The 15,224-nt window shown below is 66.3% G+C and carries 17 protein-coding genes; 10 read left to right on the top strand and 7 right to left on the bottom strand.

The annotated features are described in order from the left end of the window. The first annotated feature begins 40 nt into the window (after positions 1-40). Positions 41-712 (top strand): TetR/AcrR family transcriptional regulator, encoded by a 672-nt coding sequence (locus ACN0V4_RS17600; RefSeq protein WP_417678511.1) that lies wholly within the window; start codon positions 41-43, stop codon positions 710-712. A gap of 45 nt (positions 713-757) precedes the next feature. Here the strand turns inward: ACN0V4_RS17600 and ACN0V4_RS17605 are convergent, their stop codons facing one another. After that, positions 758-1,099, bottom strand: coding sequence for a hypothetical protein (locus ACN0V4_RS17605; RefSeq protein ID WP_417678513.1), 342 nt, complete (start codon positions 1,097-1,099; stop codon positions 758-760). Positions 1,100-1,237: 138 nt separating this feature from the next. Continuing rightward, entirely contained in the window at positions 1,238-2,149 is a 912-nt protein-coding gene (locus tag ACN0V4_RS17610) for a LysR family transcriptional regulator (RefSeq protein ID WP_417678515.1), read from the bottom strand. Positions 2,150-2,310: 161 nt separating this feature from the next. On the opposite strand from ACN0V4_RS17610, the gene ACN0V4_RS17615 reads away from it, so the two are divergent. The 5 genes from ACN0V4_RS17615 to ACN0V4_RS17635 are packed head-to-tail and all read left to right on the top strand — an operon-like array spanning position 2,311 to position 7,038. Beyond that, positions 2,311-3,222, top strand: a complete 912-nt coding sequence (locus ACN0V4_RS17615; protein ID WP_417678517.1) for a VOC family protein — start codon at positions 2,311-2,313, stop codon at positions 3,220-3,222. A 1-nt stretch (position 3,223) separates the two neighbouring features. Beyond that, entirely contained in the window at positions 3,224-3,799 is a 576-nt protein-coding gene (locus ACN0V4_RS17620) for an alpha/beta hydrolase (protein WP_417678519.1), read from the top strand. A gap of 20 nt (positions 3,800-3,819) precedes the next feature. Then, entirely contained in the window at positions 3,820-4,488 is a 669-nt protein-coding gene (locus ACN0V4_RS17625) for a pirin family protein (protein WP_417678521.1), read from the top strand. 11 nt (positions 4,489-4,499) lie between these two features. Next, positions 4,500-6,086 (top strand): MFS transporter, encoded by a 1,587-nt coding sequence (locus ACN0V4_RS17630; RefSeq protein WP_417678523.1) that lies wholly within the window; start codon positions 4,500-4,502, stop codon positions 6,084-6,086. A 4-nt stretch (positions 6,087-6,090) separates the two neighbouring features. Continuing rightward, positions 6,091-7,038 (top strand): pirin family protein, encoded by a 948-nt coding sequence (locus ACN0V4_RS17635; protein ID WP_417678525.1) that lies wholly within the window; start codon positions 6,091-6,093, stop codon positions 7,036-7,038. A gap of 15 nt (positions 7,039-7,053) precedes the next feature. Here the strand turns inward: ACN0V4_RS17635 and ACN0V4_RS17640 are convergent, their stop codons facing one another. From ACN0V4_RS17640 to ACN0V4_RS17650, 3 genes are read right to left on the bottom strand one after another with little or no spacing between them, the layout of a single operon-like run. Then, complete coding sequence (locus tag ACN0V4_RS17640; protein ID WP_417678527.1) at positions 7,054-7,923, bottom strand: helix-turn-helix transcriptional regulator; 870 nt, start codon at positions 7,921-7,923, stop codon at positions 7,054-7,056. Positions 7,924-7,935: 12 nt separating this feature from the next. Beyond that, complete coding sequence (locus ACN0V4_RS17645; RefSeq protein WP_417678529.1) at positions 7,936-9,801, bottom strand: amidohydrolase; 1,866 nt, start codon at positions 9,799-9,801, stop codon at positions 7,936-7,938. Then, positions 9,801-10,028, bottom strand: coding sequence for a DUF1427 family protein (locus ACN0V4_RS17650; RefSeq protein ID WP_417678531.1), 228 nt, complete (start codon positions 10,026-10,028; stop codon positions 9,801-9,803). The genes ACN0V4_RS17645 and ACN0V4_RS17650 overlap by 1 nt, the downstream gene beginning before the upstream one ends. A 371-nt stretch (positions 10,029-10,399) precedes the next feature. Between ACN0V4_RS17650 and ACN0V4_RS17655 the strand changes: the two genes are divergently transcribed. The 4 genes from ACN0V4_RS17655 to ACN0V4_RS17670 all read left to right on the top strand — a co-directional run bounded on the left by ACN0V4_RS17655 (position 10,400) and on the right by ACN0V4_RS17670 (position 13,990). Then, positions 10,400-11,089: a hydrolase gene (locus ACN0V4_RS17655; protein ID WP_417678533.1), complete on the top strand. Its 690-nt coding sequence runs from the start codon at positions 10,400-10,402 to the stop codon at positions 11,087-11,089. Between the two features lie 147 nt (positions 11,090-11,236). Beyond that, complete coding sequence (locus ACN0V4_RS17660) at positions 11,237-12,073, top strand: alpha/beta fold hydrolase (RefSeq protein WP_417678534.1); 837 nt, start codon at positions 11,237-11,239, stop codon at positions 12,071-12,073. Positions 12,074-12,207: 134 nt separating this feature from the next. Beyond that, entirely contained in the window at positions 12,208-12,645 is a 438-nt protein-coding gene (locus tag ACN0V4_RS17665) for an outer membrane protein (protein WP_417678536.1), read from the top strand. Positions 12,646-12,736: 91 nt separating this feature from the next. Continuing rightward, entirely contained in the window at positions 12,737-13,990 is a 1,254-nt protein-coding gene (locus ACN0V4_RS17670) for a mechanosensitive ion channel domain-containing protein (protein ID WP_417678538.1), read from the top strand. A 180-nt stretch (positions 13,991-14,170) separates the two neighbouring features. Here ACN0V4_RS17670 and ACN0V4_RS17675 read toward each other — a convergent pair whose 3' ends face one another. Next, on the bottom strand, positions 14,171-14,488 hold the full coding sequence (locus ACN0V4_RS17675) for a hypothetical protein (RefSeq protein WP_417678540.1): 318 nt from the start codon (positions 14,486-14,488) through the stop codon (positions 14,171-14,173). A 17-nt stretch (positions 14,489-14,505) separates the two neighbouring features. Then, positions 14,506-15,198, bottom strand: coding sequence for an orotate phosphoribosyltransferase (locus ACN0V4_RS17680; protein WP_417678685.1), 693 nt, complete (start codon positions 15,196-15,198; stop codon positions 14,506-14,508). Between the last annotated feature and the right edge of the window lie 26 nt (positions 15,199-15,224).

The raw sequence follows: 15,224 nt of genomic DNA on the forward strand, positions 1-15,224 counted from the left end.
CGCCACAGTGCGAGAAGATTGCCCTCCGGAGGTCGAGCGCTTGTCGCAACTGATTGATAAATCTATCCCTTCCCGTTCCACCGACGGCAGGCTCGCGCGTGGGGATGCGACGCGGGACCGGGTGCTGGATGCTGCGGAGCGTTGTTTTGCCGCGACCGGATTTGCCGCGGCCACGATTCGTCAGATCGCCAGAGAGGCCGATGTCACCCTTGGGGTAATCGGCTTTCATGGCGGCTCGAAGGAGGAGTTGTTCGCCACGGTTCTGGCGCGGCGCACCGAGACGTTGAATGCGCTCCGGACCGAGGCGCTGGCCGCGCTCAAGGCGCGGGGAGAGGTCACCATTCGCGACCTCGTGGACGCCTATCTGACCCCCTATCTGGAGATCGCCTCGCGCGGCGATCCGCAATGGCGCGCCTATGCCCAGTTGATCGCGCGGATCGTCTCGGACGATCAGTATTACGACAAGGTCCGTGACCTCTATGATCCGGTAGCACGCGCCTATATCGCGGAAATCAAGAAACTGCGGCCCAAGGCAGGTGCCGAGGCGCTGGCGACCGTTCTGACCCTGACCGTCTCGTCGATGCTGTCAATCGTCGCCTCCCGCGCGCGGATCGAAGGCCTGTCGGGGCAGCCCACCAGCGACAGCCCATTGGCCTATCGGGCGATCCTTGTGGAGTTTTGCGCGGGCGGGATCGAAGCCGCCCTCGCCTAGCGGGGCAGGAGATGCGTCTTCGATCCCGCGGCGCGGACAGAGCTTTCAGCGGAGTTTGCGAAAGCGCAGTTGAAGAAGCACCGCCAGCGTCGCGAGAGCGGCACCGGTCATACTCACCGAGGGCCAGCCGCCGTAGCTGTAGGCGAGGTTCGCGAGGCCCGATCCGATGGCACCGCCCAAAAACATCGTGCCCATGAACAGGGTGGTGACGCGGGCGCGGATGTCGGTGCCCAGGGCGAAGACGGCGTGCTGGCTCGAGATCAACGCTGCCTGTACCGAAAAATCCAGCACCACGACCCCGACGATCAGCCCCGGAAGCCCGAGCCAGAGACCGAAGATGGCCCAGGACGCCAAGGTGAGGACCGCGCCGGCGAAGATCACAGACACCGTGCAGGCCTGTGAGAACGAGGCGGATCTCGCCCGACGGGTTGGCGCCGGACTGGGACTGACACCCGTCCTCAGAGGAGGAGGCGCCGCGTCCGGCGCGCCTCCTCGTTTCCGCTGGCCGGGTGAGATGCGGCGTGGTCAGCGCGAGGAGGCGAAGGCCGCCGCCCCGGTGAGGCAGTTCACGACATGTTCCGAAAACAGGCTCAGCCTTGCCGGCAGCCGTTCGAGCGGCGGATAGTAGAGCGTCAGCCAGAGTTGCGGCGGTGTCCAGTCGGGCAGCAGGTGGAGGAGTGTGCCGTTCGCGAGATCCGCCTCGACCATGAAGCGCGGCAGCAGCACGATCCCCTGGCCGGAGCGCGCCAGCCCTGCCATCAGAGCTGCGTTGTTGACGGCCAGAACGCCGCCCGCGCGGTGTCTGTGCTTTTCGCCCCCGGCCTCAAGCTCCCAGGTTTCGCTCCGGCCCTGCGGGTCATGGGCGATGCAGATGTGGTGCTCCAGGTCCCGGGCGTGGCCCGGCAGCCCATTGGCCGCGACATAGGCGGGCGAGGCGACCAGCACCCGGTCGATCTTGCAGATCTTGCGCCAGATGCTCAGCACCTCGCGCGGGGCCTGGCTGATCCGGATCGCCATGTCGAAGCTGTCGTCGACACTGGCCACGAAGCTGTCGCTGAGAACGATCGAGAAGTTCACCTGCGGATGCAGGATGCGGAACTGCGCGACGATCCCAGGAAGCGCTTCCGATCCGAAGGCGATCGGCGCGTTCAGCCGGATCATGCCCGCGGTATCCCCATGCCGCTCGCGCAGCGTTTCGGTGGCGTGGCCGAGGGATCGCAGCAGCGGCTCGACCTCCGCCGCATAGTCGGCACCCGCCGGTGTCAGCGACACCTTGCGCGTCGTGCGGATGAAGAGCTGCAGCCCCAGCCGATCCTCCAGCGCGGCGATCGAACGGGTGACCGATGGCGGCGGCAGGCCGAGGGCGCGCGCCGCCCCGACGAAGCTCTGCTCCTCGGCCACGGCCAGGAAAACACGCAGTTCCTCGATTTCGCCCATGTCGCCCGCTCCTCTCCCGATCATTCAAGACTTGCCGCCAGGGATCGGCAGAATAGTGGCATGATTACATATTCTGAATGAAATAGTGAATGTCAAATTATGCGCATTCACTGAAAGGGTCTCGGGGGCCATCTTTACGTCACAGCAACAGGAGAGCGATCATGTCCCTTCCGATCAACGGCCTTCACCACGTGACCTCGCTGGCCTCGGACGCCCGCGTGAACAATGATTTCTTCACCAACACGCTCGGCCTGCGCCGGGTCAAGAAGACGGTCAACTTCGACGCGCCCGACACCTATCACCTCTACTATGGCGATGCCGCCGGCACGCCGGGCAGCGTCATGACCTATTTTCCCTTCGCCCATATGATGCCCGGCCGCGCCGGTACGGGCGAGGTTGGCGAGACGATCTTCGCCGTGCCCGAGGGCAGCCTCGGGTTCTGGGCCGACCGTCTCGGCACGGACGACCATGTCACCCGCTTCGGCGAGACGCACCTGCGCTTTGCCGGTCCCGACGGCGACCGCTTCTCGCTCGTCGAAAGCGCGGATGCGCGGCAGGGCTGGACCGGTGCGGTCGGCAGTGACGAGGCGGTGCGCGGCTTCAAGGGCGCTTCGCTGAAGCTGCGCGATGGCGGCGCCACCGGCGAGCTGCTGCGCTTCATGGGCTATGAGGTCGAGGCGACCGAAGGCACCGTCACCCGCTACCGGGTGCCGAACGGCAATGGGGCCGATGTGATCGACCTCGAGGTTCTGCCGGGCACGCCTCTGGCGCGACAGGGCAGCGGCTCGGTCCACCACATCGCCTTCTCGGTCCCCGATCGGGCCGCGCAGGATCTGGTGCGCAAGGCGATCGCCGACACCGGCTATCAGATCACGCCGCCGATCGACCGCGACTATTTCTGGGCGGTCTATTTCCGCACGCCCGGCGGGGTGCTGTTCGAGGTCGCCACGGCCGAGCCCGGTTTCGACCGCGACGAGGCGCCCGAGCATCTGGGCGAGGCGCTGAAGCTGCCGCGTCAGCACGAACATCTGCGCGCGGCGATTGAGGCGCATCTCGAACCGATCGGGGCCTGAGATGCACGCGATCGTCACCAAGGGCCGCCCGCTGATCTTCGCCTTCCACGGCACGGGCGGCGATGAGCACCAGTTCGCCGGGCTGGTGGCAGAACTCTGGCCCGGGGCGGGTGTCGTCTCGCCCCGCGGCACTGTCAGCGAGTTCGGTGCCAACCGCTTCTTCCGCCGCAAGGCGGAGGGGATCTATGACATGGAGGACCTCGCGGCGCGTACCGACGAGATGATCGCATTTGTCCGCGACCAGCTGAGCCCGGGCGTTCCGGCGCGCGCCTTCGGCTATTCGAACGGCGCCAACATTCTCGCCGCGATGACTTTCCGCGCGCCTGATCTGTTCGAGCGCGTGGCCCTGCTGCACCCGCTGATCCCCTTCACCCCACCGGCGCAGCCGGGTCTGGCGGGGCGGCGGGTGCTGATCACCGGCGGCGCGCGCGACCCGATCGCGCCGCTTGCCGGCACCGAGGCGCTGACAGCCTACTACCGCGACCAAAGGGCCGATGTGTCGAGCACCCTGCATGGCGGCGGCCATGAGCTGCGCCCCGAGGAAATCGCGGCGCTGCAGGCCGCCTTTGCACCCTGATCAGAACGGAGGACAGAGCCATGAACATGATCCATGAGAACATGACCCGCGGGCTGACCCGCAAGGGCTGGGCCGAAGCGCGGCACACGTTTTCCTTCGGCACCTTCCTTGACCCGACGCGCATGGGGTTCGCCCGGCTTCGGGTGCTGAACGAAGACTGGATCATCCCCGGTGCCGGCTTTGCACCCCATGATCATGCGGACATGGATATCCTGACGCTGGTCCTGTCGGGCCGGATCCGGCACGAGGACAGCCTGGGAAACCGTGTCGAGCTCAGCCCCGGCGAAGTGCAGCTGATGCGCGCGGGCAGCGGCATCACCCATTCCGAGGTCAACGCCTCGGAGGAGGAGGTCGCGCATGTGCTGCAGATCTGGCTGATCCCGGACCGGCGCGGCGGCGCACCGGGCTACCAGTCCACCCCGCTTGCACCCGGCCTGCTGGCGGGGCCCGAGGGGCCGCTTACGCTTGGCTCGAACAGCACCGTCACCTACCTGCTGCCGAAGGAGGGGGAGGAGACGCCAATCGAGGTCACGCCAGGTCGCGCTGTCTTTGTGCAAATCCTCGACGGTTTCGCACTGATCGACGGTGAACGCGTCACCGCCGGGGACGGGTTGCAAATTTCCACGACACCGCCGGGCCTGCACTGGCAGAGCGATGCTGCTGCCCTGATCTTCGACATGCCTGCCTGAAGGAGGCGATGATGACTGCCACGACGACCCAAGCCGGCGGCGCCTGGAGCCCGTTTCGACAGAGGGCTTATCTGGTGCTCTGGGGGGCGACGGTGGTGTCGAACATCGGCACCTGGATGAACGACGTGGGCGCGGGCTGGCTGATGACAGACCTCGCGCCGTCGCCGCAGATCGTCGCCGCCGTTCAGGCGGCGACCACGCTGCCCGTGTTCCTCTTTGCCGTGCTGGCGGGGGCAGTGGCCGATATCGTCGATCGGCGCAGATTGCTGCTGGTCGTCAACCTGGCGCTCTCGGCGGTGGCGATGGTTCTGGCCCTCGTCGTGCAGGCCGAGGCGATGACCCCGGTGCTGCTGCTGATCTTCACCTTTCTGCTGGGCTCGGGCGCGGCTTTCATCGCGCCGGCCTGGCAGGCCATCGTGCCGAAACTCGTCCCGCGCGAGGATCTGACGGCTGCCGTGGCGCTCAACTCGATGGGGATCAACATCAGCCGCGCCATCGGCCCCGCCGTCGCCGGCATGCTGATCGCGGGGTTCGGGCTGGTCTGGCCCTTTGCATTGAACGCGGTCTCGACGCTGGTGGTCATCGCCGCACTGATCTGGTGGAAGCCGCCGGCCGAGCCTGCGCGCAACCTGCCGCCTGAGCATGTGATCGGCGCGATGGTGGCAGGTCTGCGCTATGCCGTCTTCACCCCGGGGCTGCGGCTGGTGCTGCTCAGGGCGGCCGGGTTTTTCCTCTTCGCCTCCGCCTTCTGGTCGATGCTGCCGCTCTTTGCCCGTGAGGTGCTGGGCGGCGGCGCGGGTCTCTATGGGGCGCTTCTGGCCTCGGTCGGGGTCGGCGCGGTGAGCGGCGCGCTCGGGCTGCCCCGCGTCCGAAACCGGCTGGGCCCCGACCACACCGTACGGCTCGGCACCGTCGGCATGGCGGTGTCCCTCGGGCTGTCGGCGCTCGTCCCGACCATCGCGACCGGCCTTCTTGCCGGGTTTCTGGCAGGCGCCGCATGGATTGCGGTGCTCTCCAGCCTCAATGTCGCGGCCCAGGCGGTTCTACCCGATTGGGTCCGGGCCCGCGGCCTTGCGATCTTTCTCACGGTGTTTTCCGGCGCCATGGCGCTTGGCAGCCTGGGTTGGGGGAGCGTGGCCACGCAGGGGTCGATCGCGATGGCGCAACTGGTGGCGGCCGTTGGTCTGGTCGCGGCGATTCCGCTGACGGCCCGGGCCCGGCTGGCGGCGCTGACCGGCGATCAGAGCCCGGCCAACCCCTGGCCCGAGACCGGTATCGCGCTGCCGGAGGACGGCGACGGCCCCGCAACGATCTGGATCGCCTACGACGTGCCGCCGGCACATCGCGCCGAATTCCTGGCCCTGATGCCCGATCAGCGGCGCAGCCGGCGCGCCCATGGCGGCTATGGTTGGGTCTTGCGCGAGGATGCCGCCGCACTGGGGCGGCTGATCGAAAGCTGGCACGAGGCGTCATGGCTGTCGCACATGCGCCATCATGCCCATGTCAGCCATGCCGAGGCCGCCATGCAGGAGAAAATCCGCGCTCTTCTCGCAACGGCCCCCGAAATCCATCATCTCATCACACCGAAGAAAGGCTGACCCCATGAGCTGGAACCCGAGCCAGGCCCCTGACTGCCCCGATGCGTTGCCCGAAAGCCTCGATGCGATCGAGACGCTGATCATTCCCCGCACCCGCGATCTTGGCGGCTTCGAGGTGCGCCGGGCGCTGCCGGCGCCCAAGCGACAGATGGTCGGGCCCTTCATCTTCTTCGATCAGATGGGGCCGGCAGAGTTCCTGACCGGCGGCGGCATCGACGTGCGCCCGCATCCCCATATCGGGCTGGCCACCGTCACCTATCTCTACAAGGGCGAGTTTCATCACCGTGACAGCACCGGCGCCGACCAGATGGTCTACCCGGGCGAGGTGAACTGGATGATCGCGGGCGAAGGGGTCACGCATTCGGAGCGCACGAGCGAGGAGATGCGGGCAAGGCCCGGGTCGCTCTTCGGCATCCAGACCTGGGTCGCGCTGCCCGAGGAGGCCGAGGACCAGGGCGCCTCCTTCGAGCATCATGGGCGCGAGGCGCTGCCCGTCCTCGACGAAGGCGGCAAGCAGGTCCGGCTGATCCTGGGCGAGGCCTGGGGGCAGCGCTCGCCGGTCAAAACCTTCACTGAAACCTTCTATGCCGATGTCGTGCTGGCGCCGGGCGCGAAACTGCCGCTACCGGACGACCAGGAGGACCGGGGCATCTACGTCACGCAAGGAGAGATCACCGTGGCGGGTCAGAGCTTCCCCGAGGGCCGCATGATGGTCTTCCGCCCTGGTGACCAGATCAGTGTTACCGCCGGGGCGCAGGGCGCGCGGTTGATGGTGCTGGGCGGGGCCACGATGAACGAGCCGCGCTATATCAGCTGGAACTTTGTCGCCTCCTCGCAGGAGCGGATCGACGCGGCAAAGGAGGCCTGGAAACAGGGCGACTTCACCCATGGCCGCTTTCACCTGCCCCCGGGCGACACGTCGGAGTTCACGCCCTTGCCCGAGGGCCTCTAAGGTCTGCCTGCAGGATCAGGCGGACTTGCGCCAGCGCCCGGGGCTGATCCCCTGGGCGCGTTTGAACATGCGGGTGAAATGGCTCTGGTCCGCGAAGCCGCAGGACAGAGCGATGTCCACCAACGGCAGGTCGGTCAGGCGCAGGAGAAGCCGGCCCTGTTCCAGCCGCTCGGCCAGAAGCCACTGATAGGGCGAGGTGCCGGCGGTTTCCCTGAAGGCGCGAAAGAAGCTGTTGCGCGACATGTCGAGTGCTCGGGCGACCTCGTCGAGGTGCAGATGCCCGAACTCGACCGACATCATCATCTCTTTCGCCCGCCTGACCTGCGCCGGCGAGAGCCGGGTGCGTGGCCGCGGGCGGCGGACCATCGCATGGGCTGCGGCAAGGTGCAGGCTCAGCCGCGCGCCCAGTTCCTCCGCTGCCATCGGATCGAAGCGGTCGGGGTCGGCCAGCCAGCCCAGCAGTCCCTCGGCCATCCGGCCGAGCAGCGGATCACTGGCCGCGTTGGTTGGGCGCAGCCGCAGCCTCGTTTCCAGGGGCAGCTCGATCAGCAGGAAGTCGAAGGCGCCCTCGGTTCTTGCCGCATAGTCGACGTCGAAGTCGCGGATGTAGATCGAATGGCGGTCGAAGATCCGGTCGTGGCGGCGGGCGCCCTCGCGGATGCGGCGGCGATGCCCGGGCAGCAGCGACATGCCGACGATCATCCCGCGCTCCTGCGCCGGGGTGGCGATATCGGATCGTATGGCGCCCGAGGCGGTCTTGCGCAGGATCGTCAGATCTCCGGCCCGGGCGCTGTGGTTGTGCTTCAGGGATTTCAGCGCGCAGCCGAGGGTGTCGCGCGACCGCTTGAGCGTCTCTTGAATGTCGGCAAGGGCTTCAGCGGTCATCGCGGGCTCCTCCTATACGGCCCAGCAGGCGCAGCCGAGCGCGCCCCAGAACGATTTCAGGTCCGCCACCGGAAGGGCCGCTCCCCAGGCCGCGGCATGGTCATGACCATGCACGGCACAGGCCGATGCACAACCACAGGCTTGCGCAACATGCGCGGTGGTCGCCATATCGTGATTGCCCCAGCCGGCGTAACCGCCAAACCGCCGCACCGGTGACCAATCGGGCATCGCCGGGGGGATCTCGGTCTCATCGAGATCGGCATAGTCGCCCTTGGCGAAGACGACCCGGCCCCCGACCATGGTCAGGTCGCTGGTGATCCCGGAGATATCCGCCTCGGCGCAGGTGAAGAAATCGCGGTCGGGCATCACCGCATCGGCAAGATAGCCCGGCGCGATCCGCCCCCGCCGCCCGTCGTCACCGCAGAACCAGGCGACCTTCTCGGTCCACATCCTGAGTGCGGTCTCGCGGTCGAGGCAGTTGCGCTCCGGCGTCACCCTGAGGCCGCCGACCGTGCGGCCGGTGATCAGCCAGGAGAGCCCGACCCAGGGGTTGTAGGAGGCCACGCGCGTCGCGTCGGTGCCGGCCGAGGTCTTCACCCCCATCTCCAGCATCCGCGCCACCGGCGGCGTCGCTTCGGCCGCGCGGGGGCCATAGCGTTCGACGAAATACTCACCCTGATAGGCCATGCGGTGCTGCACCGCGACCCCGCCGCCGAGCGCCGCGACCCGGTCGATGGAGCGTTCCGAGATGGTCTCGGCATGGTCGAAGAACCAGTTGATCCCCTCCAACGGGATGTCGCGGTTCACGGTCTCGAAGACGTCGAGCGCGCGGGAAATGGTCTCGTCATAGGTCGCATGCATCCGCCAGGGCCAGCGGTTCTCGGCCAGGATGCGGACCACCTCCTCGAGCTCGCCCTCCATGCCCGGGTCGAGATCGGGGCGCGGCTCGCGGAAATCCTCGAAATCGGCGGCGGAAAAGACCAGCATCTCGCCCGCGCCGTTGTGGCGGAAGTAGTCGTCGCCCTGGCGGTAGGTGACCGACCTGGTCCAGCGCAGGAAGTCTTCTTTTTCCTCCTTCGGCTTCTGGGTGAAGAGGTTATAGGCCAGCCGGACCGTCAGCAGGCCATCATCGGCCAGTTTCCGGATGATCTCGTAATCCTCGGGATAGGCCTGCATGCCGCCGCCTGCGTCGATCACACCAGTCACGCCCAGACGGTTCAGCTCGCGCATGAAATGCCGGGTGGAGTTCATCTGATACTCGGCGGGCAGCTTCGGGCCGCGCGCCAGCGTCGCATAGAGGAGGCCGGCATTGGGCCTGGCCAGCAGCAGCCCGGTGGGATTGCCCCTGGCGTCGCGCTGGATCTCGCCGCCCGGCGGGTTCGGCGTGGTCTTGTCGTATCCGACAGCACGCAGGGCCGCGCCGTTCAGCAGTGCCCGGTCATAGAGATGCAGCAGAAACACTGGCGTGTCCGGCGCGACCGCGTTGATCTCGTCCAGTGTCGGCAGGCGTTTTTCCGCGAACTGGTGTTCGGTGAAGCCGCCGACAACGCGCACCCATTGCGGCGGTGGCGTGATCTCGACCTGCCGGCGCAGCATGCCCATCGCGTCGGCCAGCGATCGCACGCCGTCCCAACGCAGCTCCATGTTGTAGTTCAATCCGCCCCGGATCACATGGGTGTGGTTGTCGATCAACCCCGGCAGCAGCCGCCGCTTTCCAAGCCCCAGCACCCGCGTGCCGGGGCCGGCGAGAGCAAGGATCTCCGCATCGGTTCCGATCGCCGTGAAGCGGCCGTCCGCGATCGCGGCGGCCTGCGCGACAGGCCTTGCCGGATCAAGGGTGGTTATCGTTGCATCGTGCAAAATCAGGCTGGGATGCATCAGCTTGCCTTTCGTGGGTCCACGGCAGCCCCCGCAGTATGAGCGCTGGCCATCTTGCTGGAAACATGATTCGCGGCGGCCTCGAGCCTCCGGCGCCCGGTCTGCTCCCGACAGAACCGCGGCGCCTGCTCTCCGGGCAGCCTGCCGCGCAGACCGATCAGCGGCACGAATGGCGGCGCGGGCGCGCGCAGATGGCCGCAGATGGCGCAGGCGGCAGAACTCGTCAATCAGACGGCCCGCGCCGCATGATACCAGAGAGAGCTTCATCCATCAGTCTCCGCGAGACGGCGCGGAGAGGGCGCGCCGCCCTCAGTCTGCCCGCGCGCTTGGCGGCGATCTTGAAGGTTTGTCCCAGGCAACTCCGCAAATCCGTACAGCCCGGCTGCGTACCGCGCCGAAAACCTCGTCCGATCCTTCAATATTACCCTGCCGGATCGCGCGATCATCGCGATGCAGACAGATCGGAGTCCCTCTGGCTGATCCGCGATTTATTTCACTTTGGGGAATAGTGAAATGGTTATTGCTGCGATTATCGCCGGTCAACTCCGATGGCATAGTCGCTTCACAGACATGATCGCCCCTTCTGAGGAACTTGGACATGACCGGCAAGCTCGACCTTCTGACCCCCGCCAACAGCCAGATCATTTTCATCGACCACCAGCCGCAGATGGCCTTCGGCGTGCAGTCGATCGACCGCCAAGTGCTGAAGAACAACACGGTTGCCCTGGCGAAGGCCGCAAAAGTGTTCGGTATTCCGACCACGATCACCACCGTCGAGACCGAAAGCTTCTCGGGCAAGACCTATCCGGAACTGCTGGATGTCTTCCCCGATGCGCCGCTGCTCGAGCGGACGTCGATGAACTCCTGGGATGACCAGAAGGTGCGCGATGCGCTGGCGCGGGCCGCCGCCGAAGGGCGTAGGAAGATCGTCGTTTCGGGCCTCTGGACCGAGGTTTGCAACACCTCCTTCGCGCTCTCCGCGATGGCTGACACCGATTACGAGATCTACATGGTGTCCGACGCCTCGGGCGGCACCAGCAAGGAAGCCCATGACATGGCGATGACGCGCATGGTGCAAGCCGGGGTGATCCCGGTCACCTGGCAGCAGGTCATGCTGGAGTGGCAGCGCGACTGGGCCAGGCGCGACACCTACAATGACGTCATGGCCATCGTGCGCGAGCACTCGGGTGCCTACGGCATGGGGGTCGATTACGCCTACACCATGGTGCACGGCGCCCTGCACCGCAGCGCCCATACCGGCGAGACCCTCGCCCCGATCCCGGCCTGAGGTTCAGCGATGCGCGACACCACACGCCCAGGGCCCAACCGCCGCGACATCCTCCTTGGCGCGGCCGGGCTGACCGCCCTCGCCACGCTTCCCCCTTTTTCCACCCCGGCTCTCGCAGAGGCCGCCAAACACAGGAAGGACATCATCATGGGATACGTCACCACCAAGGACGGCACCGAAATCTTCTTCAAGGACTGGGGTCCGAAGGATGCCCAGCCGATCGTTTTCCACCACGGCTGGCCGCTGAGTTCCGACGATTGGGACGCGCAGATGCTGTTCTTCGTCTCGAAGGGCTATCGGGTCGTCGCCCATGACCGGCGCGGCCATGGCCGGTCGTCGCAGGTGCCGGACGGCCACGACATGGACCACTATGCCGCTGACGCCTTCGCGGTGGCCGAGGCGCTGGATCTGCGCAACGCCGTTCACATCGGCCATTCGACCGGTGGCGGCGAGGTCGCGCGCTATGTCGCCAAGTTCGGCGAACCGGCCGGCCGCGTCGCCAAGGCCGTGCTGGTCTCGGCGGTGCCGCCGTTGATGCTGCAGACCGATGCCAACCCCGAGGGGCTGCCGATCGACGTTTTCGACGGGCTCCGCTCGGCCCTGGCCGCGAACCGGGCGCAGTTCTTCCGCGATCTGCCGGCGGGCCCGTTTTACGGCTTCAACCGCGAGGGCGCCGAGGTCTTCGAAGGCGTGATCCAGAACTGGTGGCGCCAGGGCATGATGGGCTCGGCGAAGGCGCATTACGATGGCATCAAGGCCTTCTCAGAGACCGATCAGACCGAGGACTTGAAGGCGATCACGGTGCCGACCTTGGTCCTGCACGGTGAAGATGACCAGATCGTGCCGATCGCCGATGCCGCGCTGAAGTCGATCGAACTTCTGCAAAACGGCACGTTGAAGACCTATCCGGGCTTCTCGCACGGGATGTTGACGGTCAATGCCGACACACTGAATGCGGACCTGCTGGCCTTCATCGAGGCCTGACGATCGAGTCCCGTGCCGGAGCGCTCCGGCACGGGACAGCCTTCTGGCGAGGGGCTTGCCGGGACTTTTGTGTCGCCTCGCCCGTTCCCGGCGTCGGGGCCAGAAGCCCGCCTCGGGGGGCTGCCTCGGGGGGCTTGTCGCTGGATGACGTCTGCCCAGTCCGGATGGCGCAGCGACTGCGAGCGGACGAAGGGGCAAAGCGGCACGATCCGCTGACCCTTGGTGCGCGCGCGATGAAAAGCACACTCGACTTGACGTTCTCGCCCGGCGCGCTGGCGGGGCGGCAGCAGCATATCAGCGACAGCTGGATTGATCCGCTGATCGCGGCACGGATCAGCACGCAACTGAACGACCACTGGAGCGTCACGGCCGCGTTCGACTATGGCGGCTTTGGCATCGGTTCGGCATCGAAGGAAACCTGGCAGGCCATCGCGACCCTGGGCTACGCGGTGAACGAAGATTGGACAGTGATGGGCGGCTACCGCCATCTCTTCGTGGACCGACAGAACCAGGGCACCGACTATAGCCTCGAGATGACGGGTCTGATTTTCGGTGCGACCTATCGGTTTTGATCGTGCGGCGATTGCGGAATAATTTCGTTTTCTAGGACTGAACATGGCCGGATATTTTCGACTTCTCCCGTTTGTGATGGCCTGTCTGACCATGCTGACCCTCATCGTGCCGGCGGGGGCGCAGGAGGCCGCAAGTGCCACCGCACGGCCCGAGCCGATGACCCGCGAGGCGGTGCGCGAGATGGTGGCGCGGATGTCGGACGATCAGGTGCGCGACCTGCTGCTGACCCGGCTCGACGCGGTTGCGGCGCAGCAGGCGACGCCGGCATCCGGGGGCTTTGCTTCGCAAACCGTCGAGGTCGCGACGCGGGTTGGCGCCGATCTTTTGGCGGCGGTGCAGGGCATTCCGCAAATCGCCACGCTGGAAACTGTCGCGATTTCCAATTTCGTCACCGGCTACGGGCGCGCCGGGCTGTTTCTGCTCGCCGGTGCGGTGATCTTCATCCTGACCTTCAATAACACCAATGGGGTGCATCTCGGCGACAGCCGGATCGGCTTCTGGCTCAATACCGCAGTACATGCCTATATCGCGCTGATCGCCTGGCGCGCCCGCGACGGGCTGACCCAGATGATGCGCGGCAGAGAACCCGACCGGACCCTGACGGACGAGCGCGTGGCCCGGGCCTACCCCTATTCCGCCATCGTGGTGATCTTCGTGCTGCTGGCGCTCGGCAATATCGGCATCGACATCACGCCGCTGCTGGCCGGCGCCGGGCTCCTCGGCCTCGCCATCGGCTTCGGCGCGCAAAAGCTGGTGTCCGATGTGGTCTCGGGCATCTTCTTCCTGATCGACGACGCCTTCCGCATCGGCGAATATGTTGAGGTCGACGGCACCGCCGGGACGGTCGAAAAGATCTCGATCCGCTCGATGCAGCTCCGTCACCACCGGGGGCCGGTGCATACCATCCCCTATGGCGAAATCCCCAAGCTGACCAACTACAGCCGCGATTGGGTGATCATGAAGCTGAAGTTCACCGTGCCCTTCGACACTGATCCCAACAAGGTGAAGAAGATCTTCAAGAAGATCGGCACCGAGATGATGGACAAGCCGCTCTACAAGGACGGTTTCCTCGAACCCTTCAAGAGCCAGGGCGTGTTCGATTTCAGCGAGGTCGGCATGGTGATCCGCGGCAAGTTCATGGCCAAGCCGGGCCAGCAGTTCACCATCCGCAAGGAGATCTACAACCGGGTGAAGGCCGAATTCGGCGCGGCGGGGATCGAGTTCGCCCGTCCCGAGGTGCGCATCGCCATGCCCGAGGGGCATGAGGAGCCGGGCGATGCCGAGCTGCAGGCCGCAGCAAAGGCCGCCGCCCGGACAACATTCGCCAGAACCGAGACGCCGTAGGCGCCGGCCGGTGGTTGACCTAACTGCCCTGAGCTGAGATCGCCTGCGCCGGTCAAGGCGCAGGCGATGGCTTTTGGCGCCTGCATGGTTTCGTTCGGTCGCAGGTCCTGCAGCGTGCTCCCGGCGCGCTGCAAGACCTGAGGGTCGCGGGCTGTCTTTGGCTCCCCGGGGCAGGGGGCGTCAGCCCTTGGCCGCCATCTGGCCGGCCACGGCGTTGAGCGCGGCGAGCATCCCGGCCGCGTCCTGCTTGTCCTCTGCGTCCTGCAGGGCCTGGGCGGCGGCGGCATAGCGGCCGAAGAACTGGTTCAACTCTTCGGTCGACAGCGGCATGCGTTCGTGCAGATCGACGAATTCCTCGGCGATCTTGCCCAGCAGATAGAAGGCGGCGGCTTGATCGGGATGGGCGCTGGCCTGGGCAAAGGCGGTCTTGGCCGTCGCCGCATAGGCATGCATGCCCCGACCTTTTTCGGTCAGTTCTTCGATGAGGGACATAAACATCAGTGGGTCTCCTGAGGTTAGAGAGTGATCCGGCTGGCACCGCCATGATGGGCGGACCAGTCCAGCGGATCGTCGAGAAAACGCTCGATCTCGGCGAGAGTCGCGGCGTCGAAACTGGCCTGGGCACGCGCCACCTGCAGCACGTCGCGCCAATTGGCCAGCGCATGCAGACGCAAGCCATGGCGCGTCAGCGCCTCGCGGGTCTGGGGGAAGATGTCGTAATAGAAGATCATCAGCACGTCCGAGACTTGCGCCCCCGCGCGGCGCAGCGCCTCGCAGAAGCGGATCTTGGAACCGCCGTCGGTGGTCAGATCCTCGACCAGCAACACCCGCTGACCGGGGGTCAGCACCCCCTCGATCTGGGCGCCTGGCCCGAAACCCTGCGAGCGTTTGCGCACATATTGCATCGGCAGGCCCATGTTGGCCGCGACCCAGGCGGCAAAGGGAATGCCCGCGGTTTCGCCTCCGGCCACGGCATCGACCCGTTCGAAGCCGATCTCGCTGACCAGAACGGTGCCGGCGAAATCCATCATCATCTCGCGGATGCGGGGAAAGGAGATCACCCGGCGCACGTCGATATAGACCGGGCTTGCCAGGCCCGAGCTGAAGGTGAAGGGCTGCCCGGTCGACACTTTCACCGCGTCGATTTCCAGCAGCGCCTGTGCCGTGAGTTCGGCGATCTGGCGACGATCGGCGAAGGAGGTTGTCATGCTGCTCATGTGAGGGGCCGCTCGCA

This window comes from Pseudodonghicola sp., from assembly GCF_048268305.1.
In the GTDB taxonomy this organism is placed as follows: domain Bacteria; phylum Pseudomonadota; class Alphaproteobacteria; order Rhodobacterales; family Rhodobacteraceae; genus Pseudodonghicola.